The organism is Streptomyces sp. YKOK-I1, assembly GCF_054660435.1.
This window is the reverse complement of the sequence record NZ_BAAGDR010000001.1, coordinates 639771-665803: the sequence shown is the minus strand read 5'-3', so window position 1 is coordinate 665803 and position 26033 is coordinate 639771. Positions and strand designations below refer to the sequence as shown.

Sequence of the window (26033 nt, the reverse complement as noted above, 5' to 3'; positions counted from 1 at the left end):
TTGTCAATGGTTGTTGCTGTGCGGTTATGTTGGGCCCGCACCGCCATCCCGATGTGTGCACGTTCCCAAATGTTCGATCAAACGGGAGAAAATCCATGCCGGAGACCACCCCCAGGGGCCTCACCAGGCTCGCCTTCGGTGGGGACTACAACCCCGAGCAGTGGCCGGAAAACGTCTGGCAGGAGGACGTCCGCCTGATGCGGGAGGCCGGCGTCACCATGGTGAGCGTCGGGATCTTCTCCTGGGCCCTGCTCGAGCCCTCCCCCGGGGAGTACGACTTCGGCTGGCTGGACCGGATCATCGGCCTGCTCCACGAGCACGGCATCCGGGTCGACCTCGGCACCCCCACCGTCGTCCCGCCCGTCTGGTTCTACCGCGCCCACCCCGACGCCCTGCCCGTGACGGCCGAGGGCGTGCGCCTGGAGTTCGGCTCGCGCGGCGCCATCTGCCACAGCAACGCCGACTACCGCGCGGCCGCCGCGAACATCACCACCCGGCTCGCCGAGCGCTACGGCGACCACCCCGCCCTCGCGATGTGGCACGTGCACAACGAGTACGGCGTCCCCGTCTCGGCCTGCTACTGCGACTCCTGCGCCGCCCACTTCCGCCGCTGGCTCGCGACGACGTACGGCACCGTCGAGGCGGTGAACGAGGCCTGGGGCACCGCCTTCTGGGGCCAGCGCTACGCGAGCCTCGAGGACATCAACCCACCGCGCGCCACCCCCACCGTCGGCAACCCGGGCCAGGCCCTGGACTACAAGCGGTTCGCCGACGCCACCATGCGCGAGAACTTCTGCGCGGAGCGGGACATCCTGCACCGCCTCGCACCGGACGTCCCGGTCACCACCAACTTCATGACGGCCCTCAGCCAGTGCGACTCCGTCGACTACTGGGCCTGGGGCCGCGAGGTCGACATCGTCACCAACGACCACTACCTCATCACCGACGGCCGCCGCACCCACGTCAACCTGGCGATGGCCGCCGACCTCACCCGCTCCGTCGCGGGCGGCGCCCCCTGGATCCTCCTCGAGCACTCCACCTCGGGCATCAACTGGCAGCCCCGCAACCCCGCCAAGGCCCCCGGCCAGATGGCCCGCAACTCCCTCGGGCATGTCGCCCGCGGCTCCGAGGGCGCGATGTTCTTCCAGTGGCGCCAGTCCCGGCGCGGCGCCGAGAAGTTCCACTCGGCGATGGTCCCGCACGGCGGCACCGACACGCGCGTGTGGCGCGAGGTGGTCGAACTCGGGGCGTCCCTGGACTCCCTGGCCACCCTCCGGGGCACCCGCACCGAGGCCGACGTGGCCGTCCTGTGGGACTGGCACTCCTGGTGGGCGCAGAACCTCGCCTGGCGCCCCAGCGAGGACCACGACGCCCGCGAGCGCGCCGACGCCTTCTACGAGGCGCTCTACGACCGCCACCTCACCGTCGACTTCGCCCACCCCGAGGCCGATCTGTCGGCGTACCCCCTGGTCGTGGTGCCCGCGCTCTACCTGATGACGGAGGCGGCCGGGAACAACCTCAGGGAGTACGTCGAGAACGGCGGCACCCTCGTGGTGTCGTACTTCTCCGGCATCGTCGACGAGCACGACTGCGTCCACGAGGGGGCCTACCCCGGCGCGCTGCGCGACGTCCTGGGCCTGACCGTCGAGGAGTTCTCCCCGCTGCTGGCCGGCCAGAGCGTCCGGCTGACCGGCCCCGACGGCTCCGAACTCGGCGGCGACGTGTGGACCGAGTTCGTCGTGCCGCACGGCGCCGAGACCGTCTGGACGTACGCCGACGGCCTCACCGCCGGCCACCCGGCCGTCACCCGGCACCGCCTCGGCGAGGGCACCGCCTGGTACGTCTCCACCCGTCTCGGCCACGAGGGACTGGACGCCCTCCTCGGCTGGGCCGCCGAGGACGCGCGCCTCGACCCGCGCGCCGATCTGCCCCACGACGTCGAGGTCGTGCGCCGCTCCGGGGAGAGCGGCAGCTACCTCTTCGCGCTCAACCACACCGCCGCCGACGCCAAGGTGCCGCTGGAGACCTCCGGCACCGAGCTGCTGACGGGCGAACGCGCCGCCGGCCGCCTCGCGGTCCCGGCGGGAGCCGTCCGGGTCGTCCGGCTCGACGGCTGAGCCGACTCCCCCTCCGCCCGTGGAGCCGCGAGCCGCGGGCGGAGGGGGTCTCTCCCTCATCCGAGGGATCCCCACCCCATACGTCGAAGGGACGACGGACGACGATGTTCCATCCCAGACGCACCCTCAGAGCCCTGCTGCTGCCGCTGGTCGCGGGGCTCGCCCTCACCGCCCTGCCCGCGCAGACCGCGCAGGCGGCGAGCACGCTCACCAACGGCGGCTTCGAGTCCGACGGCACCGGCACCGCCACCCCCACGGGCTGGTCCACCTACTCGGCGGCGGGCCAGAACTCCGCCTCCTTCACCGAGTCCGGCGGTCACGCCGGCAGCTACCGCCTCACCCACTGGGCGTCCACCGCCTACAAGGTGGAGACGTACCAGTACCTCTCCGGGCTGACCAACGGGACCTACACCCTCACCGCCTGGGTCCGCTCCGGCGGCGGCCAGAACTCCGCCTACCTCGCGCTGAAGAACTGCGGCAGTTCCGAACAGCGCACCGATCTGCCGGTGTCCACCAGCAGCTGGGTCCGGATCGTCACGTCGGTCAATGTGACGAACAACCAGTGCACCATCAGCGTCAACAGTGACGCGAACGCCGGCAACTGGATCAATGTGGACGACCTGACCTTCACGTCGGGATCGACCGGCCTGTCCGTCAAGGGTGCCGACATCTCCTCCCTCGCCAAGAGCGAGGCCTACGGCGGTGTCTACAAGACCAGCTCCGGCACCACCGGCGACGCGGTCACCATCCTGAAGAACGCCGGCATGAACTACGCGCGCCTGAAGGTCTGGGTGAACCCCGCCGACGGCTACAACAACAAGACGCGCGTCCTGGCCATGGCCAAGCGGATCAAGGCCGCCGGCATGAAGCTGCTGGTCGACTTCCACTACTCGGACACCTGGGCCGACCCCGGCAAGCAGACCAAGCCCGCCGCCTGGTCCGGCCACTCCTACAGCCAGCTGAAGACCGACGTCTACAACCACACGTACGACGTGCTCAACGCGCTGAAGGCGCAGGGCACCACGGCCGACATGGTCCAGGTCGGCAACGAGATCAACGGCGGCATGCTGTGGTCCGAGGGCTCCACCGACAACTGGTCGCAGCTCGCCGGGCTGCTCAACTCCGGCTACAGCGCGGTCAAGGCGGTCTCCTCCGGCACGACGGTCGCCCTGCACCTCGCCAACGCCGGTGACGACGCCACCGTCCGCTGGTGGTTCGACAACGCCAAGACGTACGGCATCACCTACGACGTGATCGGCCTGTCGTACTACGGCTACTGGCACGGCTCGCTCGCCGCCGCCCAGACCACCCTGGACGACGTGGCCTCCCGGTACGCCAAGCCGGTGTTCATCGCCGAGACGGCCTACCCCTTCCGTCTCGACAGCGACGACTCGCTCACCAACCAGATCGACACCACCGGTGAACTGGTCACCGGCTACCCGGCCACCGCGGCCGGCCAGCTCGCCTGGATGAACGCCGTCGCCAACATCGTGGAGGCGGTGCCGAACGGCCGCGGGCTCGGCGTCTTCCACTGGGAGGCGACCTGGACCGCCGTCACCGGCAACGGCTGGGACCCGGCCGACGCCACCTCGGGCAACGGCTGGGAGAACCAGGCCCTGTTCGGCTACGACGACAAGGCCCTGTCCTCGATGGCGTGGTTCAGCCACCGCTGACCCCCGCCACCCGGTGAACCAGGGGCCCGGCCGCACCCCGCGGCCGGGCCCGCACGCCGTGCCGCCGCCCCTCCCCGCCCGAACGACCCCGCGCGGCACGGCTGTTCGATCCCGGCCAAGGCTTGCGGACTCCGGGACACGGCACCCCCGACTGCGGAAGAGTGGGACGGCAGCACACGAGGAGGCCCGGACCTAGGGGGACGACGATGCTGAGGACTCCTGTCGGCGAGAAACGACTGGTCATCCTGGAATGGCTCAAGGAGCCGCACCGGCACTTCCCGCCCCAGCGGCACGCCGACCTGGTCGAGGACGGCGTCACCGCGGAGGCGATCGCGGCGAGACTCGGGGTGCGCCGCGAGGTCGCCGAGACCCACCTCGCCCTGCTCACCGACATCGGCCTGCTGCGCGCCACCCGCATCAAACGGCGTCTGTACTACCGGCGCGACGAGATACGCATCGCCGAGGTGGCGCGCATGTTCGAGAAGGGATGGTGAAGGCCCCCGGCAAAGGACGCCCGAGCACCTGCGAGGATGGCCGTCTCCTCCAGGAAGGCGGACCCTCATGGACCGACGGACGGCCCTCGTTCCGATCAGGTACCTCACTCTCCCGGGGCACGGCCCCGAAGACGTCGTGGCCGATTCCGCCGGACGGGTGCTGACCGGCGTGGCCGACGGACGGATCCTGCGGATCGACGGCCTGGACGACCCGTCCACGACCCGCGTCACCTGCGTCGCCGAGACCGGCGGCCGCCCGCTCGGCCTAGAACTCCTCCCCGACGGCGACCTGTTGGTGTGCGACGCCGAGGGAGCCCTGCTGCGCGTCGACCCCGAGGGCGGCTCGGACAACGTCCGGGTGCTCACCAGGACGGCGGCGGGGGAGCGGCTGCGCTTCTGCAGCAACGTCGTCGCCCTGCCCGACGGCACGGTCTACTTCACCGTCTCCAACCGCGCCCACCCGCTGAACGACTGGATGGGCGACCTCGTCGAACACACCGGCACCGGACGGCTGCTGCGCCTCGCCCCGGGCGCGGACGACGCCGAGGTCGTCCTGGACGGGCTCCAGTTCGCCAACGGGATCGCCCGCGGCGCCGACGACACGTTCCTGGTCGTCGCCGAGACCGGCGCCCGCCGTCTCACCCGGTTCCACCTCACCGGCCCCCGCGCCGGCCAGGCCGAACCCTTCGTCGAGAACCTGCCCGGCTTCCCCGACAACCTGTGGCGCGGCACCTCCGACGGCCCGATCTGGGTCGCCCTGGCCGGCCCGCGCGTCCCCCCGCTCGACCTCCTGCACCGCGCCGGCCCCGCCGTACGCCGACGCGCCGCCCGTGCGGCCCTGCGCGCGCCGTACCGCCCCTCGGGCACGGTCGGGGTCCTCGCACTCGACGACGACGGCCGGACCCTCGCCCACCTCACCCGCCGCCACTCGGGCTATCGCATGGTCACCAGCGTCTGCGAGACGGGCGGCCGACTCGTCCTCGGCAGCCTGCGGGAGCCCGGCATCGCCGTCTGTGAGGCGCCCTCGACCATGTGAGACGGCGTTACGCTGGTGCGACATGTCAGCCTCCGAGGCCGAGAGCCTCCGTACCAGGACCCCGCACGGGACCACCGGGACCGGTCAGCTCCCGGTGGTCGCGGTCGTCGCCGTCGGCGGTGGGATCGGCGCCGCCGCCCGCTACGCGGCCGCGCTGGGGTGGCCCACGGCCACCGGCGGCTTCCCCTGGACGACCTTCTGGGTGAACGTCGTCGGCTGCGCGGTGATCGGCGTCTTCCTGGTGCTGATCACCGAGGTGCTGACCGTGCACCGGCTGGTGCGCCCCTTCTTCGGCACCGGGGTCCTCGGCGGCTTCACCACCTTCTCGACGTACACCGTCGACATCCAGCGGCTGGTCGACGCGGGCCGCCCCGGCACCGCGTTCGCCTACCTCGCCGCGACCCTGTGCGCGGCCCTCGGCGCGGTGTGGGTCGCCGCCACCACGACACGTCGTCTCCTCGGCCGGAGGCCGCGATGACCCGACTCACCGGCAACGCCCTGCGCCTGACCGTCTTCGTCGGCGAGAACGACACCTGGCACCACAAGCCCCTCTACAGCGAGATCGTCCACCGCGCCCACGCGGCCGGACTCGCCGGCGCCAGTGTCTTCCACGGGGTCGAGGGCTTCGGCGCCTCCTCCCGGATCCACACCTCGCGGCTGCTCTCGCTCAGCGAGGACCTGCCGGTCGCGATCGTCGTCGTGGACACGGAGGAGCGGGTGCAGGCCTTCCTGCCGCAACTCGACGAGCTGGTCGTCGACGGCCTGGCCGTGCTCGACGAGTGCCATGTGATCAGGTACGAGGGCCGCGCCAGGAACCAGGATGAACCGGACACGAAGGGTAAGAAGTCGTTGTGAACTGGCTGGTCGTCGTCGTGGGCGGCATGATCGGCGCCCCCGCGCGCTATCTCGCCGACCGCGCGGTGCAGTCCCGGCACGACTCGGTGTTCCCCTGGGGCACCCTCGTCGTCAACGTGACGGGCTGTCTGATCCTCGGCACCCTGACCGGAGCCGCCTCCCTCGGCCCCGACCTGCGGTTGTTCCTGGGCACGGGCTTCTGCGGGGCGCTCACCACGTACTCGACGTTCTCGTACGAGACGCTCCGGCTGACGGAGACCGGCGCGGGCCTCTACGCTGCCGCCAACGTCCTCGGGAGCCTGGTGGCGGGTCTCGGGGCCGCGTTCGCCGGGGTCGCGATAGGGCAGGCGGTCTGGCCGTAGGCGGTCCGGCCTCGCGTCCGCGCCTGGTAGGACTGTGTACACCACTCGACCGTCTACAGCACTGTCGACCTAATCGTCTCCTCAGAACTGGATTCCATGAGCGCCATCTCCGTCGGCCAAGCCGTCGTCCTCGGAGCCGTCGAGGGAGTGACCGAGTTCCTCCCCGTCTCCTCCACCGGCCATCTGAAGATCACCGAGGGCCTGATGGGCATCCCGGTCGACGACGACGCGGTCGTCGGCTTCTCCGCGGTGATCCAGGTCGGGGCGATCGCCGCCGTGCTGGTGTACTTCCGCAAGGACATCGTGCGGATCGTGTCGGCCTGGTTCCGGGGTCTGCGGCACCGCGAGGAGCGCGTCCACCACGACTACAAGTTCGCCTGGTGGGTGATCTACGCGACGATCCCGATCGTGGTCGTCGGCCTCGCCGCCAAACCGCTCATCGAGGGTCCGCTGGCCTCCCTGTGGGTCGTCGCGGGGTCGCTGATCGCCGGCAGCGGGGTGATGTGGGCGGCCGACCAGATGGGCCGGCACAAGCGGGGCGAGGACGACACCTCGTTCAAGGACGCCATGCTCGTCGGCAGCTCCCAGATCCTCGCGCTGCTCTTCCCCGGCTTCTCCCGCTCCGGCGCCACCATGTCCACCGCGCTCATCCTGGACCTGGACCGGGTCGCCGCCACCCGGCTCTCCTTCTTCCTCGGCATCCCCGCCCTGACCGGCGCGGGACTGTACGAGCTGAAGGACGCGCTCGGCACGGGCGCGGGCGCGGCCCCGCTGGCCGTCGGCACCGCCGTCTCCTTCGTGGTGGCGTACGCCTCCATCGCCTGGCTGCTGAAGTTCGTCGCCAAGCACTCCTTCAACGCCTTCGTGATCTACCGGATCGTCGTCGGCGCGGCGCTCTTCGGACTGCTGGCCACGGGCGCGCTGAACGCCTGACCGCCCGGACGGGAGGCCATTCAGGTCTCCCGTCCGCTGAATTTCTCATTTCACCTCCCTTGACATCACCCCTGCGTCACCCGCAGCATCACTCCCGTGAACCTGTCAGACAGCCCGACAGCCGGACAGCCGCTGCGGCGTGTGAGCGCCATGGAAGCGGTGCTGGCGCATCTGCGTACCGCCATCGAGCGCGGCGAGTACGCCATTGGCGACAAGCTCCCCTCCGAGGCGGAGCTGTGCCGCACCCTGGAGATCAGCAGGCCTGTTCTGCGCGAGGCCCTGCGGGCCCTGCAGACGATGGGCCTGACCGTCTCCAAGACCGGCAAGGGCACCTTCGTCGTCGCGAACACCGTCGAGGACCCCACCTTCGGCGACTACGCGGCCAGCGATCTGCTGGAGGTGCGCCGGCACGTCGAGATCCCGGTCGCCGGGTACGCGGCCGCGCGTCGCACCCCGGAGAACCTGGACCACCTGGCCCATCTGCTCGACCGCATGGAACGGGAGACGGACACCACCGCGTGGGTCGCGATGGACACCCTCTTCCACCTGGCCGTCGCCGAAGCCGCCCAGAACCCGGTCTTCCGCCGGGTCATCGAGGAGATCCGGGACGCACTGGCGCGTCAGTCGGCCTTCCTCAACGAGCTGGGCGGCCGGCGTGAACAGTCCAACCGCGAGCACCGGGCCATCGTCGAGGCGCTGATCGACGGTTCCGAGCACGACGCGGTGGAGGCGATGAGCCATCACCTCGACCGCGTCGAGACGACCCTCACCGACATCGTGCGCTCCCCTGGCACGACCACTCCCCTGGAAGGCGGACCCGAGGCGTGAGCGAACAGCACCTCAAAGACGAGACGCGCCCCTCGTCCGGTCACATCGACGCCGGAGACCACGGCTACAGCAAGTCGCTGAAGCACCGGCACGTCAACATGATCGCCATCGGCGGTGCCATCGGCACCGGCCTCTTCCTCGGCGCGGGCGGCCGGCTCGCCGACGCCGGGCCCTCCCTCTTCGTCGCGTACGCCGTCTGCGGCGTCTTCGCGTTCCTCGTCGTGCGCGCGCTCGGCGAACTCGTCCTGTACCGCCCCTCCTCCGGCGCCTTCGTGTCGTACGCCCGGGAGTTCCTCGGCGAGAAGGGCGCGTACACGGCCGGCTGGATGTACTTCCTGAACTGGGCCACCACCGGGATCGCCGACATCACCGCGGTCGCCACCTACACCCACTACTGGGGCATGTTCTCCGACATCCCCCAGTGGGTGATCGCCCTGATCGCCCTGGCCGTGGTCCTCACCGTGAACCTGATCTCGGTGAAGATCTTCGGCGAACTGGAGTTCTGGTTCGCCATCGTCAAGGTCAGCGCCCTGGTGGTCTTCATGGTCATCGGCATCTTCCTGCTGGTCACCCAGCACCCGGTGGACGGCACCACCCCCGGCCCCTCCCTGATCACCGACAACGGCGGCGTCTTCCCCAACGGCCTGCTGCCCATGCTGCTGATCATCCAGGGCGTCGTCTTCGCCTACGCCTCCGTCGAGCTGGTCGGCGTCGCCGCCGGTGAGACCGAGAACCCCGAGAAGATCATGCCGAAGGCGATCAACTCGATCATGTGGCGCGTGGGCCTGTTCTACGTCGGCTCGGTCGTCCTGCTGTCGATGCTGCTCCCGTGGAACAAGTACACGGCAGGCGAGAGCCCCTTCGTCACCGTGCTGTCCAACATCGGCGTCCCCGCGGCCGGCGGCGTGATGAACCTGGTCGTCCTCACCGCGGCCATGTCCTCCCTGAACTCCGGCCTCTACTCCACCGGCCGCATCCTGCGCTCCATGGCCGTCAACGGCTCCGCCCCGCAGTTCACCGCGCGGATGAGCCGCAGCCAGGTCCCCTACGGCGGCATTCTGCTCACCAGCGGTATCTGCGTCCTGGGTGTCGGCCTCAACTTCGTGGTCCCGGCGGACGCCTTCGAGATCGTCCTGAACTTCGCGGCGATCGGCATCCTCTCCACCTGGGGCATGATCATGATCTGTCACCTGCTCTTCTGGCAGAAGACCCAGAAGGGCGAGCTGACCCGCCCGGGCTACCAGCTCCCGGGCTCTCCCTGGACCGAACTCGTCACCCTGTTCTTCCTCGCCTCGGTCCTGGTCCTCATGTACGCCGACGGCGGCGCCGGACGCACCACCGTGCTGTGCCTGCCGCTGATCGTCGCAGCGCTCGTCGCCGGCTGGTACGCCATCCGCCGCAACCGCGAGCGCACCTCGGCCAAGGCCGACGCGTGAACCCGGCGCCGGCCCACGACAACCCCCAAGTGATCCAGGCAGTGATGTACAGCAGTTCCCTCGCGGACGCCCCCGTGATCCGTGAACCCCTCCACGCGCCCGTCGCCCACCTCGTCCGAGGCGGAGTGACCGAGGGCGTCCACCACGGCTCGGTCGTCGTCCTCGGCACGAACGGTGACGTCGCCTTCCAGCTCGGCGACATCGAGGCCGCCTTCTACCCGCGCTCCGCGCTCAAGCCCGTGCAGGCGGTCGCAATGCTGCGGGCCGGACTGCCGCTCGACGGCGAGCTGCTCTCGCTCGCCGCCGCCAGCCACTCCGGCGAGGAACGCCACCTCGCCGGAAGCCGGCGGATCCTCGAGCTGGCCGGCGTCACGGAGGACGACCTGCGCAACGTCAAGGACATGCCGTACGACCCGGCGGTCCGCGACACCTGGATACGCGAGGGCCGCGAGCCCTCCCGTCTCGCGCAGAACTGCTCCGGCAAGCACGCGGCCATGCTGTACACCTGCAAGCTCAACGGCTGGTCCCTCGACGACTACCTCGCCCCGGAGCACCCGCTCCAGCAGGCGATCGCGGAGATCGTCGAGGACCTCACCGGACAGCGGATCGCCCGGGTCACCGTCGACGGGTGCGGCGCCCCGCTCTTCTCCGTCTCGCTGCACGGCCTCGCCCGGGCCGCCGCCCGGATCACCACGGCGGCGCCCGGCACCCCCGAGGCCCGGGTCGCGGACGCCATGCGCGACCACGCCGAGATGGCCTCCGGCGCCGGCCGGGACGTGGCCGCCCTCATGCGGGCCGTCCCCGGTCTGCTCGCCAAGGACGGCTTCGAGGGCGTGGAGGTCGCCGCCCTCCCGGACGGCCGGGCCGTCGCCGTCAAGATCTCCGACGGCGCGAACCGGGCCCGGATCCCGGTCGCCGCGGCCGCCCTCGCCCGCGCGGGCGTCGACCCCGCCCTTCTCACGGAGTTCGCGGGCGAGGCGCTGCTCGGCGGCGGCGAACCGGTCGGCTCGGTCCGCCCGGTACGGGCCCTGGACCCGGTGACCGTCCGCGCCTGCGCCTGACGACTCCGGTGGCCACCGAGTGTGCGCGGTGGCCACCGGCGGACGGCCCGATCCGTTCGTACGACGGCTTCATCCGGTCGTACGACGGCCTGGTCCGCGCGTCCGGATCCGCGAGGCCGTTGCCCCGAAGCGCCGGCCGCACCCACCCCGGCGGCCCCGAACCCGCCGGTCCGGTCACCACCGGGCCGGTGTTCCGGCCGGCTCGGGCGGACGTACCCCGTTCCGTCCGAGCCGGCCCCCGTGCCACCCGCCGTCGCCGGTTCCCCCTCACCCTCATCACCCTCAGAAAGAGGACCCGCACCCCATGACCGCCGCAGCCACCCGCAGCGAACACGACCTGCTCGGCGACCGGGACGTCCCCGCCGACGCGTACTGGGGCGTCCACACCCTGCGCGCCACCGAGAACTTCCCCATCACCGGCGCCACCATCTCCGCCTACCCGCACCTCGTGGACGCGCTCGCCGCCGTCAAGGAGGCCGCCGCCCTCGCCAACGAGGAACTCGGACTGCTGGCGCCCGAGAAGGCCGCCGCGATCGTCGCCGCCTGCCGTGAGATCCGCGCGGGCGGGCTGCACGACCAGTTCGTCGTGGACGTCATCCAGGGCGGCGCCGGCACCTCCACCAACATGAACGCCAACGAGGTCGTGGCGAACCGGGCCCTGGAGCTGATGGGCCACGAGAAGGGGCAGTACCAGTACCTGCACCCCAACGAGGACGTCAACCTCGGTCAGTCCACCAATGACGTCTACCCGACCGCCGTCAAGATCGCGACGGTCTTCGCGGTCCGTGGACTGCTCAAGGCGATGGCTGTACTGCAGGACTCCTTCGCCCGTAAGGCCGTCGAGTTCCGCAGTGTGCTCAAGATGGGCCGTACACAGTTGCAGGACGCGGTCCCCATGACGCTCGGTCAAGAGTTCTCCGCGTACGCCGTCATGATTGACGAGGACCGCAACCGTCTTGACGAGGCCGTCCAGCTGATCCATGAGATCAACCTGGGCGCCACGGCCATCGGCACCGGCCTCAACGCTCCCGCCGGCTACGCCGAGTCCGCCCGCCGTCACCTGGCCGAGATCACCGGCCTCCCGCTGGTCACCGCCGCCAACCTGGTCGAGGCCACCCAGGACTGCGGCGCGTTCGTCCAGATGTCCGGCGTGCTGAAGCGGATCGCGGTCAAGCTGAGCAAGAGCTGCAACGACCTGCGCCTGCTGTCCTCCGGTCCGCGCGCGGGCCTCGGCGAGATCAACCTCCCGCCCGTGCAGGCCGGATCGTCCATCATGCCCGGCAAGGTCAACCCGGTGATCCCCGAGGTCGTCAACCAGGTCGCCTTCGAGGTGATCGGCAACGACGTCACCATCACGATGGCCGCGGAGGCCGGACAGCTCCAGCTCAACGCCTTCGAGCCGATCATCCTGCACTCCCTGTCGGAGAGCATCACGCATCTGCGGGCCGCCTGCCTCACCCTGGCCGAGCGCTGCGTGGACGGCATCACCGCCAACACCGAGGCCCTGCGCGCGACCGTCGAGAACTCCATCGGTCTGGTCACCGCCCTCAACCCGCACATCGGGTACACCGCGGCCACCGACATCGCCAAGGAGGCGCTCGTCACCGGCCGGGGCGTCGCCGAACTCGTCCTGGAGAAGGGCCTGCTGCCCGCCGACCGGCTCGCCGACCTGCTGCGCCCCGAGGTGCTGGCCGGCAGCGGAGCACCCCAGCTGTGACCCCTTCCTGACCTGCGGTGACGCACCAGGACCGGCCCGGAGGCACAATGGTGATCATGACAACGACGTCGTCCCTCGCCTTCCAGCCGGTCCTGGAGCGCATCGCCGAGGAGATGGAGCACACCCCGGGGCGCGGCCGGTCCGCCGACTACATCCCGGCGCTCGCCGCCCGCGATCCGCGCAGCTTCGGCATGGCCGTCGCCGAGCTCGACGGCACGGTGTACGGCGTGGGGGACTGGCGCGAGCCGTTCTCCACGCAGTCCATCACCAAGGTCTTCACCCTCGCCCTCGACCTGGCCCGCGAGGGCGACGCGCTCTGGGAGCACGTGGGCCGCGAGCCCTCGGGCAACCCCTTCAACTCCCTGGTCCAGCTGGAGTACGAGCACGGCATCCCGCGCAACCCGTTCATCAACGCGGGCGCCCTCGTCGTCACCGACCGCCTCCAGACCCGTACCGGAGACGCGTCCGGCGCGCTCCGCGCCTTCCTGCGCGCCGAGAGCGGCAACCCCGCGCTCGACTTCGACGCGGAGGTCGCCGCGTCCGAGTCCGCGCACGGCGACCGCAACGCCGCCCTCGCCCATTTCATGGCGTCCTACGGCAACATCGACAACCCGGTGCCGGCCCTCCTCGACCAGTACTTCCGCCAGTGCTCGCTCACCGCGTCCTGCGCCGACCTGGCTCTCGCCACCACCTTCCTCGCCCGGCACGGCATCCGCGCCGACGGCACCCGGCTGCTGACCCGCAGCCAGGCCAAGCAGGTCAACGCGGTCATGCTGACCTGCGGCACCTACGACGCGGCGGGCGAGTTCGCCTACCGCGTCGGGCTCCCCGGCAAGAGCGGCGTCGGCGGCGGCATCATCGCCGTGGTGCCCGGCCGCTGCACCCTGTGCGTCTGGAGCCCCGGCCTCGACGAACGCGGCAACTCGGTGGCGGGCGTCGCGGCCCTGGACCGCTTCACGACCCTGACCGGCCTCTCGGTGTTCTGAGCCGGCGCCTGGCGCCCGGCGCCCGGGGAAACGTACTGGTCACGCGCAGGTCCCCGGGCGGAGGGCGGCACGTCAGGTTCCGGCCACCCCGCGTTGACACCCTGACCGAGTGTTGGCCATGGGTTTCCCCGTCGATCTCCGTCGCTGCCAGGTCATCGGTCTGGCCGGTACGGCCTGTCTCGCGCTGGGCGGCGAGAGCGCCGGCGCGCTGCCCGCGCGGGAACTCCTGGCCCCGTCCTCCGTGCACGCCGTCCTCGGTCTGGTCGGCGTGTACTTCGGGCTGGTGCTGCTGACCGCGGCCTGGGTCCTGCTGGGCGGGCTCGTCCGCAGCCCGGACCCGCCGACGCCGCGCGCCCTGGTGCTGGTCCTCGCGGTGTGGGCGGCGCCCCTGGTGGTGGGGCCGCCGCTGTTCAGCCGGGACGTCTACAGCTATCTCGCCCAGGGCGCGATGGTGGACGCCCACATCGACGTGTACACCCACGGCCCGGCCCAGCTCGGCGGCCCGCTCGCGGCCGAGGTCGCCCCGCTGTGGCAGCACACCGGAGCCCCGTACGGACCGGTCTTCATGGCCGTCGCCTCCGCGCTGTACGGCCTGACCCACGGGGAACTGCCCGCCGGGCTGCTCGGCATGCGGCTGGTCGCGCTGTGCGGGGTCGCGCTGATGGCCGCCGCGCTGCCCCGGCTCGCCCGGCACAGCGGCGCCGACCCGGCCGCCGCCCTGTGGCTGGGCGTCCTCAACCCCCTCGTGCTGCTGCATCTCGTGGCGGGCGCCCACAACGACGCCATCATGCTGGGCCTGCTCGGCATCGGACTGGTCGCCGCACTCGCCCGGCGGCCGGTCCCGGCGGCCGTCCTCGTCACCCTCGCATCCCTGGTCAAGGCCCCCGCGATCCTCGGGCTCGCCGCGGTCGTGCTGCTGGCCGTGCGCGCGGGCCGGCATCCCGCGCGGGCCGTGCTGACCACGCTGGCCGCCTGCGCCGCCACCACGGTCGCCGCGACCGCCCTCGCGGGCACCGGCTACGGCTGGATAGCCGCCCTGAACACTCCGGTCTCCCCGCAGAACTGGGCCCTCACCAGCCTTCTCGGCCGCGCCACGGGCGCCCTCCTGGAACACCTCGGCAGCGATCTCGCCCCGCTGGCCGTCCCCGCCTGGCACGCGTTCGGCCTGGCCGTCACCGCCGTCGCCCTGGTCGCCATATGGTGGCGGCTGCGCCCCCGCCCGGTGTACGCGCTCGGGCTGAGCCTCGCCACGGTGGCCGCGTTCGGCCCGGCGATCCGCCCCTGGTACGCGCTCTGGGGCCTGTTCCTCATGGCCGCGGCGGCCCCCAGCACCTCGGTACGGCACCGCATGGCGGCCGTGGCCGGTGTCCTCGCCCTCGCCGTCCTCCCGGACGGCGGGCCCGCCGACGGCAGCCGGCTGCTTCTCGCGGTCTGCGGCGGCGCGCTCGCCGTGGTCGTCCTCTGGCAGGCCCACCTCGCGGCCCGGGCGCCGGCCGCGCCGGGACGTACGGCATGAGAGCACCCGCCACCGACCGGGGCCGTCTGCTGCTGCTCGGCTGCCTGGTCGCGGCCGTCACCCTGTTCACCGCCACGGTCCCGCTGCTGCGCGACTGGTTCGACCTGCGCGTCTACTACGGCACGGTCAACACCTGGATCCATCACGGCGGCCGCGTCTACGACTACCGGGTGCCGGGGACGCCGTACGGCTTCACCTATCCGCCGTTCGCGGCCGTCACCATGCTGCCGATGGCGCTGGTCGGGCTGCGGACCGCGATCGCGGTTGCTTTGCTGCTCAACCTGGCCGCGCTGGCCGTCGTCGTCCGTGTGCTGGCGGGGCCGGGCTGGCGGCGGCACGGCTGGTACGGCGTGGTCCTGGCGGCCTGTGTCCTCGCCCTGTTCGAACCGCTGCGGGACACCTTCAGCTTCGGCCAGGTCAACCTGCTCCTGCTGGCCCTGGTCCTGGCCGACGCCTGGCTGCTGGCGGGCGGCCGGGGCCGCTGGGCCGGGGTCGGCATCGGGCTCGCGGCGGCCGTGAAGCTCACCCCGGCCGTCTTCATCGGTCTGCTGCTGGTCGCCGGCCGACGGCGCGCGGCCGCCGTCGCGACGGCCGTCGCGCTCGCCGCCACGGGGTGCGCGGCGCTGGTCGCCCCGGACGCGTCCCGGTTCTACTGGACGCAGGCGCTGTGGGACACCGGCCGGGTGGGCCGGCTGGGCTATGTGTCGAACCAGTCGCTCCAGGGCGTCCTGGCCCGGCTCGGGGTGGACGGCAAGGCCGTGTGGGCCGTGCTGGTCCTGGTGGTGCTGTGCGTGTGGGCCCGGCGGGCCCGGCAGGCGGTGGGCGCGGGGGACTGGCAGGCGGCCTTCGCCCTCACGGGCGTCACCGCCTGCCTGGTCAGCCCGGTCACCTGGGTGCACCACCTGGTGTGGCTGCTGCCGTCGTTCGCCGTGCTGGTGCGTGCGGGGCACGCGCGCGTGGCGGGTGCCCTGTACGCGGTGCTCTGCACCAGCGTGGTGTGGCTCTGGTTCGACGACGCGTCCGGCGTCGACGGCTTCCTCGGCAGCAACACCTACACCTGGGTCACGCTGGGCCTGCTGCTGTTCCTGCCGGTCGGTCAGTCGCGCGCCGAGCGCCGCCCCACGAGCCACAGCGCCAGCGTGACGACGGACCCGCCCAGCACGGCCGCCGCCGCGATCGCCGCCGCCTGCGACCAGCCCGGCCGCCCGGCCGCGACGGCGACGGGCACGGCCGCCGCCGAGTGCGCCACCGACCGTGCCGGGGGATCGGCCACGGGCCCGGCGGCGGGCCTGGGCCGGGCGCGCAGCGCGTCCAGCGACCCCACCGGTTCGACCCGCCCGCCGGCCGCGAACCCCCAGTCGAGCAGCTCGCGCGCCTCCTCGTAGACGGCGTGCCCGCCACCTTGCCGCGGGTTCATCACCGTGACGAGGAGGGTGCGCCCGCCCCGGCGGGCGGCGGCCACCAGGGTGTTGCCGGCGTTGCTCGTGTAGCCGTTCTTGACGCCGATCAGCCCCGGGTACGGCTCGACGCCGTCGTGCCCGGTGAGCAGCCGGTTGGTGTTCGCGATGCCGTACGACCCTCCCCTCCGCCCCGGGAAGGTCGCCTCCGCCAGGCCGCAGTACCGAGAGAAGTCCGGTCGGCGCAGCCCGGCCCTGCCGAACACCGCCAGGTCGTACGCCGAGGACACCTGGCCCGGTGTGTCGTAGCCGTCGGGGGAGCGGACATGGGTGTCCAGCGCGCCCAGCGCCCGCGCCTTCTCCTGCATCCGCGCGGTCGTCGCCCGCCAGCCGCCGTTGAGGGCGGCCAGCACGTGCACGGCGTCGTTGCCGGAGTTCAGGAACACCCCGCGCCACAGATCGGCGACCGAGTACGTCTGCCCCTCGGCGACCCCGACGAGACTGCTGCCCGGCCCGATGTCCGCGAGTTCTTCGTCGGACACCTCGTGCCGGAGGCCCGCGGGCAGGACCGGCAGCACGGTGAGCGCGAACAGGGTCTTCAGGGTGCTGGCGGGCGGCAGCCTGCGGTGCGCGTTCGCCGCGGCGAGCACCTCGCCGCTCCCGGCGTCGGCCACCAGCCAGGACAGCGCCGAGAGGTCCGGGACCTCGGGGGCGCCGCGGCGGGGTCTGACCTGGGTACCGGGGCGGAAGAGGAGCGACGGCTTCGGCGTGTGCGCCCGTTCCGGCGTCCGCGTCCGTACCGCCGTGGGGCCGGGGCCGGTTCCGGCGGGGGCGGCGGCCGCGGTGGGCCCGAGGGCCAGGGCACCTGCCGCACAGAAGACACAGGCCGACAGTCCGACCCGAGAAGGGAATCCGATCTTCATATGATCAACGTAGGAATGGGTGAGCCGTTCCCCGTGCTGCCCGTGCCGTGCGCCGGTCAGTGAGCACCCGGATGCCGCACGTTCAGCGGTCCGAGGGCAGCGTCGGCTGGATCCGGCGCAGGAAGGTCGCGTTGTCGGGGGTCTCCCGCAGCCGCTGCAGGAGGGTCTCCAGGTTCGCCTGGCCGTCGCGGGTCTGCAGCGCCCGGCGCAGTCCGCGGGCCGTGCTCAACTCGGCGGGGGAGAGGAGGAGTTCCTCACGGCGGGTGCCGGAGCCGTTGATGTCGACGGCCGGGAAGACACGGCGCGAGGCCGGTTCGCGGTCGAGGCGCAGCTCCATGTTGCCGGTGCTCTTCAGCTCCTCGAAGAAGAAGTCGTCGGCGCGGGAGCCCGTTTCGACCAGCGCGGTGGCGAGGATGGTGAGCGAGCCGCCCTCCTCGGCGGCCCGGGCGGCGCCGAAGAACCGCTTGGGGCCGATCAGCGCGGTCGCGTCGACGCCACCGCTGAGGGTGCGGCCCCCGGCGGCGGCCGCGTTGTTGTGCGCCCGGCACAGCCGGGTCAGCGAGTCGAGGAGGATCACCACGTCCTCGCCCGCCTCGACGAGCCGCTTGGCCCGCTCGACGACGAGTTCGGCGAGGGCGATGTGCTGCCGGGGCGCCCGGTCGAAGGTGGAGGCGTACACCTCGCCGCGCACCGAGCGCCGCATGTCGGTGACTTCCTCCGGGCGTTCGTCGAGCAGCAGCACCATCAGCCGGGCCTCGGGGTGGTTGCCGGCGACGGCGGCGGCGAGCTGCTGGAGCAGCACGGTCTTGCCGGTCTTGGGCGGCGCGACGATCAGCCCGCGCTGGCCCTTGCCGACGGGTGCGATCAGATCGGTGACCCGTCCGGCCAGTCCGGCGGCCGGGTGTTCGAGGCGAAGTCGCCGGTGGGGGTGGAGGGGAGTGAGGTCACGGAAGTGCGGGCGGCCGTTCAGGGCCTCGGGTGTACGGCCGTTGACGCGCGCCACCTCGGTCAGGGCGCGCTGGGTGCCGCGCACCCCTTCGACGAGGTCGCCCTTGCGCAGTCCGTGACGGCGGATCAGGGCGGCCGGGACCTGGAGGTCGGCGGGCGTGGGCAGGCAGTCGGCGGCACGCAGGTGCCCCTTCCCGCTGCCGTCGATGTCGAGGACACCGGAGGCGACCCGGGCCGGGGGCTGCTGCACAGGGGGGTGTTCGAGTGTGGTGGTCATGAGGGTCGGTCCTTTCACGGACGGAAGGCATGAGGCATGCGAAGGAGGGGGTGCGGCCGCGAGGGGAGGGCGCATCGCGCACCTCGGGCGGCGAGAAGCAGCACCTCGGGTACGGCGGCACGGAGCCGCCGGCGAGGTGGTGCGGGAAAGCCACTGCGCCGGCCGGAAGAACGGCGGCGGATCAGCTGGTTGAAGAAGAATCGGTACCGAGCCCCGACGGGGACTTACACAGGTACTGGTGGGACTGTACCACGTACTCCCTAGCGGAGTCGACCGAGAACGTCGAGGGAGAGGAGTGCGGCGAGCTGTTCCAGCAGGGTGACGGTCCGGGCGATCTCGTCGGTGTCCGCGGTGCCGAGGGCCGCGCCGAGCGCGGCCTCGATGGGCGTGGCGGCGACCTCGGCGCGCCGCTCCGAGACCTCCGGGTTGCGGCGCAGCAGGGTCCGGCGCCGGTCGGCGGGATCCGGGGCGGTGAGGACCGACCCCACGTCCTTCAGCCGGGCCACGCAGCCGGACACCGCGCTCTGGGGCAGGCCGGTGCGGGTGGTGATCTCGCCGCCGGGCGCACCACGCCCCGCACCGTCGAAGGGCTTCGCGCAGACCCTCCGCACCGCCCTGGGGGCGTCCGCCGCATACCAGCCATACGAACCCCCGATGCCCCCGGCCTGACACATTTCTTGTTCCGGCGATATCCCCTCCCTACGCTGCCACCACCGCACTCGGGCGGCATGAACAAGGGACTTCTCCATCATGGGTCGACTGGCCGGGAAAATCGCCTTCATCAGTGGAACAGGAGCCGGAATCGGCCGGGCCGCGGCACAGGTATTCGCCGCCGAGGGTGCGCTGGTATTCGGCTGTGACATCGACGCGGAGAGCGCGGCCGAGACCGTGGAGCTCGTCGAGAAGGCCGGGGGAGTCATGCGCTCCCTCGCCCCCGTCGACCTGTCCACCCAGGACGGCGCTCGGGAGTGGATCGAGGCCGGGATCGCGGCCTTCGGCGGGATCGACATCCTCTACAACAACGCCTCCGCGCTGCGGAACGGCCCCTTCGCGTCCATGCCGGCCGAGGACTGGTACTTCACCATCAAGAACGAGCTGGACATCCCCTACTTCTGCACCCAGGCGGCCTGGCCGCACCTCGTCGCGCGCGGTGGCGGCGCGGTCCTGAACGTGGCGTCCGTGGCCGCCGTACGCGGTGCCCCGTTCCTGCCGATGGTGCCGCACGGCGCGGCCAAGGGCGGGGTGCTCGCGATGAGCAAGCACCTGTGCGCGGCCGGCGCCCCGCACCACATCCGGGTCAACACCATCGCCCCCGGCATGACCCGCACCTCGGCCACGGCGCCCTTCCTCGACGATCCCGAGGGCCCGAAGGCGCACCTGGAGGCCCGGATCCCGGTCGGGCGGATCGCCCAGCCCGAGGACATCGCGCGGGTCGCCGCGTTCCTCTGCTCCGACGAGGCGGCCTTCGTCAACGGCGCCAACCTCATGGTCGACGGCGGCGACAGCGCCATGGCGGGCTGAGCCGGCATGGACACGCGACTCGACCACGTGGGCGTCAACGTCCGCGACCTCGCCGCCCAGACCGCCTGGTACAAGGCCGCGTTCGGGCTGAAGTCCGTCTTCGAGTTCCATCTCGACGGACCCGGCCTCAGCGGTGTCGTCCTGGAGCACCCGCACGGCTGGCGGCTGGAACTGCTGGCCCGAGCCGGCTCCGCCCCGGGCCTCAGGGCCCCTGATCCGGTGACCGCCGTTCTCACGGAGGGCTACGGCCACTTCGCGGTCACCACCCCCGAACTCGACCCCGTCCACGACGCCCTGCGGGCGCTCGGGGCGGGCGAGGCACTCGCCCCCGGACCGTCCCCCGAGCCCGGCGTACGCATGGCCTGGGTCACCGACCCCGAGGGAAATCTCATCGAACTCATAGAGCGACGGAGTACGGAATGACAAGCGTGCTGAAAAGACTCGACAGGGGAACTCTCATAGCCTGCTGTCTGGCCGTTGCCGCCGCACAGTTGTGCATTACCGTCCCCTCTCCCATCAACGGAGAAATCCAGGCGGCATTCGGCGCCTCCGGTTCCCAGGTCGCCTGGGTCACCTCGGCGTTCATTCTTCCCACCGCCATTCTCGAGCTGAATTTCGGTGTGGTGGGCGACCTGTTCGGCCGCAAGCGCCTGCTGGTCCTCGGCGGACTCGTCCTCGCGCTCGGTGAACTCCTCAACGCCCTCTCGCAGAACATCACCATGCTCTGGATCGGCCAGGCCCTGGCCGGTGTCGGCGCCGCGGCGCTCTTCCCCAGCTCCCTCGCCGTGATCGCGGCCGCCACACCCGGCGAGAAGGACCGGGCCAAGGCCGTGTCCACCTGGGCGCTGAGCATCTCCCTCGCCTCGGCCGTCGGCCCGCTGTCCTCCGGTCTGCTCGCCACGGTCGCCGACTTCCGCTGGGCGTTCGTGCCGCCGGTCGTCCTCGGCCTCGCGGTCGCCGTCTCCAGCCAGCTCCTCGTCACCGACTCCAAGGCCCCCGAGGGCCGCGCCCTGGACTGGCCCGGACAGATCACCGTCGCCGTCGGTCTCACCGCCCTGCTCTGGGGTGTCATCGAGGGCGGTGAGCGGGGCTGGAGCAGCCCGGCCATCGTCGGCGCCCTCAGCCTCGCCGCCGTGGCCCTGGTCGCCTTCGTCGTCGCCGAGAAGCGCGCCGAGTCGCCCATGTTCAACCTCGACCTGCTGAAGATCCCCTCGTTCGCCGCGGCCGCCGTGGTCGCCCTGGCCGGCATGTTCGGCTTCATCGGCACCGCCTACTGCGTCTCCATCCGCCTCGGCGCCGTCATGCACCTCAGCCCTCTGCGGGCCGGCATGCCGTTCGTGATCCTCCAGCTGGTCCCGCTGCTCCTCGCCCCGGTCCTGAGCCGTATGCTCACCCGTGTCGAGCCCCGCTGGCTCCTCATGGGCGGTCTGCTGCCCATGGCCGCCGGCCAGTTCTGGATCGCCGCCCTGCCCATCACCACCACCTCCCTCGCCGCCTTCATCGGCCCGGTGCTGCTGCTCGGCATCGGCTTCATCTGTGTCGTCTCCTCGCTCACCTCCGCCGCCGTGAACGCCGTACCGCTCCACATGACCGGCATGGCGAGCGGCGCGACCAGCCTGGTCCGCGAGTTCGGTCAGGGCCTCGGCCCCGCCGTCATCAGCACGGTCGCGATGAGCGCCGCGTCCTCCGCGCTGGTCGGCAAGCTCAGCGGCGCGGACGCCGGCATGGAGGCGGCGGCCGGTCCGCTCGCCGTCGTCAACGCCGGCAGCGACAGCGCCAGGGCCGCCGCGCAGACCGCCCTCGCCCACGGCATGTCCCTCGGTGTGGTGATCTGCGGCTGCGCCTCCCTGCTGGGCGCGCTGGTCACCCTGCTGCTGGTCCGTAAGAACACCGCCCGCGCGACGGTGACGGCCCCGGTGCAGACCGCGTCCGCCTGATCCACCGCAGCACCGCACAGCACAGGAGAGGCCGGGTGAAAACCCGGCCTCTCCGATGTTTACGGCAGATGTCCCTAGAGGGTAACGATATGTCACGTCAAGGGACTTGACTGTCATCAGACCATTATCTTCACGTCATGTCCACGCCGCCTGAGCCTCCGCAGCAGCCCACACCGCCGTCCGACGCTCCGGCCCCGCCGAGCGCGTACCCCTATCCGAACCCGCAGACGCCGGGCCCCGGCGGCCCGCTGGGATTCCCGCCCGCCGCGCCCGCGCCCCAGGGCGCCCCGCAGAGCGTCTACGCCCAGCCGACCCTGGTCGGCGTCCCCGCGCAGCCCGGCCAGCCGGGCCAGCAGCCCCAGCCGCAGCCGGGCAACCCCTACCTCCAGCCGGGCCCGTACCCCGTGGTGGGTCCGCCGCCCGGCGGCCGCGGCGGCGGCGCCGGCAGAGCCGTCCTGTGGGCCGCCCTCGGCGCGCTGGTGGCCTCCGCCGCCTGGGCGGCCGGTGTCTTCCTGATCGCCGGCGGCGACAAGGCCGACCTGGCCGGCTACACCGCGCCGTCGAACCTGTGCAACGCCATCGACTACTCGTCCTTCAAGGAGGAGTACCCCGACAACGACGGCTCCCCGACCCGCAACCGGCTCGAGGACGACGCCCTCGACGAGGGCCTGTGCAGCCTCAGCCTGAAGAAGAGCACGTCGACCTACGCGGACGCGTACCTCTACACCCAGCTGGACCTGCACAAGAAGACCGATCCGGGGCCCGAGTTCACGGCCACCTGGAAGAACTACGGCGACAGCCACACCGGCTACGACGTGGAGACCGTCACCGGCATCGGCGACGAGGCCTACCTCGTCAGCAACGACACCACCTCCGGCTCGTCGAGCGGCTCGCTCTACGCGACGCTCGCCGTCCGGGACGGCTGGGTGACGTACACCATGAGCTACAGCGCCTACTACTCCTCGTACGACGACGACACCGACCCGCCGACCCTCGACGAGGTCTCGGACATGCTCAGGACGGACACGAGGACGACCCTGGCGGACCTCAAGGAGTGAGGTCCCCGCCAGGGCCGCCGTGTCGGCCGCGCAACGGTGGCCGGTACCGCGTCAGCGGTCGGCCACCGGCGCGTCCAGCGCGTTCGTGATCGCCTTCACCCCGCCGTGCGCCGCGTATCCGCCGTCCACGGTGATCTCCGCGCCGTTGACGTACGACGCCTCGTCCGACAGCAGATAGACCACGAGCGGGGCGACCTCCTCCACCGCGCCCGCCCGGCCCTGGGGCGTCATCGCCAGGTGCGCCGCGACGAACACCGGGTTCGCGGTGGCCATCAGCGGGGTCTCGATATAGCCGGGGTGCACCAGGTTCGTCCGGATGCCGCGCGGCGCCAGCTCCAGCGCCGCCACCTTCGACAGCCCCCGCAGCGCCCACTTGCTGGCCGTGTACGCCACCGCGTGATGGGCGGTGAGCGCGGCCACGGAACCCACGTTGACGATGGACGAACCGGCCGGCATCAGCGGCGTGAGCGCCTGGATGCCGAGCAGCGCGCCCGTGGTGTTCACCGCGAACGCCCGCTCCCAGTCGGCGAGTGCGACCTCGCCGAGGCGGGCCCGCATCGGGATGCCGGCGTTGTTCACCAGGCCGTGCACGACATCGAGCCCGCCCGCGAGCGCGGCCCAGTCGTCCGGCGAGGACACGTCCAGACGCCGGTACGACACGTCCAGACCGTCGGCGCGCAGGGCGGCCGCCAGCTTCTCACCGGCCTCGTCCAGGACGTCTGTGGCGATCACCCGCGCGCCCTCCCGGGCGGCCGCCGCGACCTCCGCGGCCCCCTGCCCCTGCGCTGCTCCGGTGACGACGACGGTGCGTCCGGCCAGACGGGTACGGCTCACGGCTCCTCCAGGGTCGGTACGGGTTCCCACCCGTCCACGCTAGGAAGCCGCGGACAGCTCCGGAAACGCGCGTTCCCCATGGCTGTCATCCACCTCGGCGATCACCGGCTCGTCCAGCGAGGCCCCGACCCTGCGCACGGTCTCCCGCAGCCAGCGGTGCGCGGGGTCGGCGTGCCGGTTGTGGTGCCAGTACATGGCCTCCACCAGCGGGACGTCCGGGAACGGCGGCTCCACCACGGCACAGCGCGCGAACCCGTCGTAGCGGCGGACCAGCCGCTCCGGCACCAGCGCCACCAGGTCCGTGCCGCTCACCAGGAACGGCAGCACACTGAAGCCCGGCGTGCTGACCTGCACCTTCGGCGTGATACCGAGGGTCTCCAGCTGGCGGTCGGCCGGGGTGTGGCTCTTGCCGATGGCGCACGCGGCGTGCGGCATCTCGGCGAGGTCGCGCAGGCTGAGCCGCCCGTCCACGAGCCGCGGGTTGGCCGGGTCGACCAGACAGACGAACCGGTCGTGCATCACCGCCTCGCTGACCCCCGGCAGCTGGTAGCCCAGCGGCACGATCATCAGATCGTGGCAGCGCAGATGCGTCTCCGTCTCCAGCTGGCCGTCGATGATCGGATGGAAGTCGATCCGCACCCCCGGCGCCTCGGCCGCGAGGACCCGCAGCAGCGGCTCCACGAACACCGTCATCACATAGTCGGACATGACCACGGAGAACCGCTGGCGGCTGCGCGCCGGGTCGAAGTGCCGGGTCAGCGAGAGCGCCTCCTCGGCCTTGTGCAGCGAGGCCTGGACGACCGGCAGCAGCCGTTCCGCGAGGGGCGTCAGCTCGTACTCGCGGCCGACCCGGATCAGCAGCTCGTCGTTGAAGTGCCGGCGCAGCCGCGCCAGCGAGCCGCTCATCGCGGACTGGCTGGTGGACAGCCGCACCCCCGCGTGCGTGACGTTCTTCTCCTCCAGGAGGGCTTCCAGCGCCACCAGAAGATTCAGGTCGATCGCTCCCAGACCCACGTAATGTCCCCTTCCGGCCGCGCCGCGTCCTTGAAGCTCGGTTGCATCGGAGAGTAACCACCGCGGGCGGCGGCGAGGAAGACACCGGGACGCAACTCACAGGGATCCGATAGCAGCCATCGGATCCCTGGATACCCGCAGGTCAAGAACGTTAAGGCCGAGGAGTGCGGCCCCGCTTGCGGGCCCGCGGCAGATAGGCGTCCGTACGGCCCGGCACCACCCGGTTGCGCAGGGTGCCCAGCCGCTCCACGGTCAGCTCCACCACGTCACCGGCGGTGAGCGGCGGCGGCACCCGCTCCCCGAGCCGGCCCCAGTGCTCCGCCAGCGCGCCCCAGCCGCAGGTGCCGGACCCGAGGACGTCCCCCGGCCGCACCCAGGCGTCCCGGGAGGCGTAGGCCACCATCTCCTCGAAGGTCCAGGACACGTTCGCCAGGCTGTCGCGACCGATCAGCTTCCCGTTGAGGGTGACGGTCATCTCCAGGTCCAGGAAACCGTCCGGGTCGCGCCGGTCCTCCACCTCGTCCGCGGTCACCAGACACGGGCCCAGCGTGTTCGCGAAGTCCTTGCCCTTGGAGAACCCCAGCCCGAGGTTCTTCTCCGGCTTCTGCAGATCACGGGCCGACCAGTCGTTGAAGACCAGATACCCGGCGATGTGCTCGCGTGCCTGCTCCGGGGTGAGATCCCGCCCGGACCGCCCGATGACCGCCCCGACCTCCAGCTCGAAGTCCAGCACCGAGCAGCCCGCCGGGATCCGGACGTCGTCGTGGGCGCCGTGCCCGGCGTGCGGGTTGGTGAAGTAGAAGTTGGGCGCCCGGTACCACTCCTCGGGCACGTGCTCCAGACCGTCCAGCGACTTCGACACGCCTTCGATGTGCGCCTCGAAGCCCACGAAGTCACGGAGGGAGGGAGGCTGGAGCGGCGGCAGCAGCCGCACCTGATCCACCGTCAACTCACTGCCGAGGGACAGTGCTTCCGTCCCGGCGGCGTGCAGGACACCGTCCTCCAGCAGTCGCAGCACGGTGACGCCTTCGGGCAGCGGGTGCACGATCCCGTCCCTGACCACCCCGGCGCGCTCCACGCCCTGGTACGCGTATGTCGCGAAACGCATGC

At 71.8% G+C, this 26033-nt stretch carries 24 protein-coding genes and 1 pseudogene; 19 read left to right on the top strand and 6 right to left on the bottom strand.

Translation table 11 applies throughout. From position 1 onward, the window contains the following. Window positions 1-95: 95 nt before the first annotated feature. From ACYQ8Q_RS03090 to ACYQ8Q_RS03020, 15 genes are all read left to right on the top strand, one after another. A complete protein-coding gene (locus tag ACYQ8Q_RS03090; RefSeq protein WP_460061610.1) occupies window positions 96-2117 on the top strand; it encodes a beta-galactosidase in 2022 nt (673 codons plus the stop codon). A gap of 104 nt (window positions 2118-2221) precedes the next feature. After that, window positions 2222-3790, top strand: coding sequence for a glycoside hydrolase family 53 protein (locus ACYQ8Q_RS03085; RefSeq protein ID WP_460061607.1), 1569 nt, complete (start codon window positions 2222-2224; stop codon window positions 3788-3790). Between the two features lie 206 nt (window positions 3791-3996). After that, a complete protein-coding gene (locus tag ACYQ8Q_RS03080) occupies window positions 3997-4284 on the top strand; it encodes an ArsR family transcriptional regulator (RefSeq protein WP_460061605.1) in 288 nt (95 codons plus the stop codon). A 67-nt stretch (window positions 4285-4351) separates the two neighbouring features. After that, window positions 4352-5320, top strand: coding sequence for an SMP-30/gluconolactonase/LRE family protein (locus ACYQ8Q_RS03075; protein ID WP_460061604.1), 969 nt, complete (start codon window positions 4352-4354; stop codon window positions 5318-5320). A 22-nt stretch (window positions 5321-5342) separates the two neighbouring features. Continuing rightward, window positions 5343-5798, top strand: coding sequence for a fluoride efflux transporter FluC (locus tag ACYQ8Q_RS03070; protein ID WP_460061603.1), 456 nt, complete (start codon window positions 5343-5345; stop codon window positions 5796-5798). Then, a complete protein-coding gene (locus tag ACYQ8Q_RS03065) occupies window positions 5795-6175 on the top strand; it encodes a DUF190 domain-containing protein (protein ID WP_460061601.1) in 381 nt (126 codons plus the stop codon). The genes ACYQ8Q_RS03070 and ACYQ8Q_RS03065 overlap by 4 nt, the downstream gene beginning before the upstream one ends. After that, window positions 6172-6537, top strand: coding sequence for a fluoride efflux transporter CrcB (gene crcB, locus ACYQ8Q_RS03060; protein WP_460061599.1), 366 nt, complete (start codon window positions 6172-6174; stop codon window positions 6535-6537). Before ACYQ8Q_RS03065 ends, crcB begins: the two co-directional genes overlap by 4 nt. A gap of 96 nt (window positions 6538-6633) precedes the next feature. Next, on the top strand, window positions 6634-7470 hold the full coding sequence (locus ACYQ8Q_RS03055) for an undecaprenyl-diphosphate phosphatase (RefSeq protein ID WP_460061597.1): 837 nt from the start codon (window positions 6634-6636) through the stop codon (window positions 7468-7470). 150 nt (window positions 7471-7620) lie between these two features. Further along, window positions 7621-8298, top strand: coding sequence for a FadR/GntR family transcriptional regulator (locus ACYQ8Q_RS03050; protein ID WP_460073149.1), 678 nt, complete (start codon window positions 7621-7623; stop codon window positions 8296-8298). Then, complete coding sequence (locus ACYQ8Q_RS03045) at window positions 8295-9734, top strand: amino acid permease (RefSeq protein ID WP_460061595.1); 1440 nt, start codon at window positions 8295-8297, stop codon at window positions 9732-9734. Before ACYQ8Q_RS03050 ends, ACYQ8Q_RS03045 begins: the two co-directional genes overlap by 4 nt. 44 nt (window positions 9735-9778) lie before the next feature. Then, window positions 9779-10795, top strand: a complete 1017-nt coding sequence (locus ACYQ8Q_RS03040) for an asparaginase (RefSeq protein WP_460073148.1) — start codon at window positions 9779-9781, stop codon at window positions 10793-10795. Between the two features lie 304 nt (window positions 10796-11099). Then, entirely contained in the window at window positions 11100-12512 is a 1413-nt protein-coding gene (gene aspA, locus ACYQ8Q_RS03035; RefSeq protein WP_460061592.1) for an aspartate ammonia-lyase, read from the top strand. A 47-nt stretch (window positions 12513-12559) separates the two neighbouring features. Then, window positions 12560-13498 (top strand): glutaminase, encoded by a 939-nt coding sequence (locus ACYQ8Q_RS03030; protein WP_460061590.1) that lies wholly within the window; start codon window positions 12560-12562, stop codon window positions 13496-13498. A 118-nt stretch (window positions 13499-13616) separates the two neighbouring features. Further along, complete coding sequence (gene mptB, locus ACYQ8Q_RS03025) at window positions 13617-15014, top strand: polyprenol phosphomannose-dependent alpha 1,6 mannosyltransferase MptB (RefSeq protein WP_460061588.1); 1398 nt, start codon at window positions 13617-13619, stop codon at window positions 15012-15014. Further along, the gene (locus tag ACYQ8Q_RS03020) at window positions 15011-16399 is read left to right on the top strand and encodes a glycosyltransferase 87 family protein (RefSeq protein WP_460061587.1); all 1389 of its coding nucleotides are present in this window, start codon (window positions 15011-15013) and stop codon (window positions 16397-16399) included. The genes mptB and ACYQ8Q_RS03020 overlap by 4 nt, the downstream gene beginning before the upstream one ends. An 83-nt stretch (window positions 16400-16482) precedes the next feature. Here ACYQ8Q_RS03020 and ACYQ8Q_RS03015 read toward each other — a convergent pair. From ACYQ8Q_RS03015 to ACYQ8Q_RS03005, 3 genes and pseudogenes are all read right to left on the bottom strand, one after another. After that, window positions 16483-17334 (bottom strand): annotated as a pseudogene (locus ACYQ8Q_RS03015) (D-alanyl-D-alanine carboxypeptidase family protein); the annotation flags it as partial. An 82-nt stretch (window positions 17335-17416) separates the two neighbouring features. Further along, a complete protein-coding gene (rho, locus tag ACYQ8Q_RS03010) occupies window positions 17417-18559 on the bottom strand; it encodes a transcription termination factor Rho (RefSeq protein WP_460061584.1) in 1143 nt (380 codons plus the stop codon). Between the two features lie 260 nt (window positions 18560-18819). Next, window positions 18820-19233, bottom strand: coding sequence for a hypothetical protein (locus ACYQ8Q_RS03005; RefSeq protein ID WP_460061582.1), 414 nt, complete (start codon window positions 19231-19233; stop codon window positions 18820-18822). Window positions 19234-19309: 76 nt separating this feature from the next. On the opposite strand from ACYQ8Q_RS03005, the gene ACYQ8Q_RS03000 reads away from it, so the two are divergent. From ACYQ8Q_RS03000 to ACYQ8Q_RS02985, 4 genes are all read left to right on the top strand, one after another. After that, complete coding sequence (locus ACYQ8Q_RS03000) at window positions 19310-20080, top strand: SDR family NAD(P)-dependent oxidoreductase (RefSeq protein ID WP_460061579.1); 771 nt, start codon at window positions 19310-19312, stop codon at window positions 20078-20080. Window positions 20081-20086: 6 nt separating this feature from the next. Beyond that, window positions 20087-20503 carry a VOC family protein gene (locus tag ACYQ8Q_RS02995; RefSeq protein ID WP_460061577.1) on the top strand — a complete coding sequence of 139 codons (417 nt, stop codon included), beginning with the start codon at window positions 20087-20089 and terminating at the stop codon, window positions 20501-20503. Beyond that, window positions 20500-22017, top strand: a complete 1518-nt coding sequence (locus ACYQ8Q_RS02990) for an MFS transporter (RefSeq protein ID WP_460061576.1) — start codon at window positions 20500-20502, stop codon at window positions 22015-22017. The genes ACYQ8Q_RS02995 and ACYQ8Q_RS02990 overlap by 4 nt, the downstream gene beginning before the upstream one ends. Before the next feature lie 137 nt (window positions 22018-22154). Beyond that, window positions 22155-23075 (top strand): hypothetical protein, encoded by a 921-nt coding sequence (locus ACYQ8Q_RS02985; RefSeq protein WP_460061574.1) that lies wholly within the window; start codon window positions 22155-22157, stop codon window positions 23073-23075. A gap of 51 nt (window positions 23076-23126) precedes the next feature. Here ACYQ8Q_RS02985 and ACYQ8Q_RS02980 read toward each other — a convergent pair whose 3' ends face one another. From ACYQ8Q_RS02980 to ACYQ8Q_RS02970, 3 genes are all read right to left on the bottom strand, one after another. Further along, a complete protein-coding gene (locus tag ACYQ8Q_RS02980; protein WP_460061572.1) occupies window positions 23127-23909 on the bottom strand; it encodes an SDR family NAD(P)-dependent oxidoreductase in 783 nt (260 codons plus the stop codon). 39 nt (window positions 23910-23948) lie between these two features. Beyond that, window positions 23949-24923 carry a LysR family transcriptional regulator gene (locus tag ACYQ8Q_RS02975; RefSeq protein ID WP_460061570.1) on the bottom strand — a complete coding sequence of 325 codons (975 nt, stop codon included), beginning with the start codon at window positions 24921-24923 and terminating at the stop codon, window positions 23949-23951. Between the two features lie 151 nt (window positions 24924-25074). Next, window positions 25075-26031, bottom strand: coding sequence for a fumarylacetoacetate hydrolase family protein (locus tag ACYQ8Q_RS02970; RefSeq protein WP_460061568.1), 957 nt, complete (start codon window positions 26029-26031; stop codon window positions 25075-25077). Window positions 26032-26033: the final 2 nt, after the last annotated feature.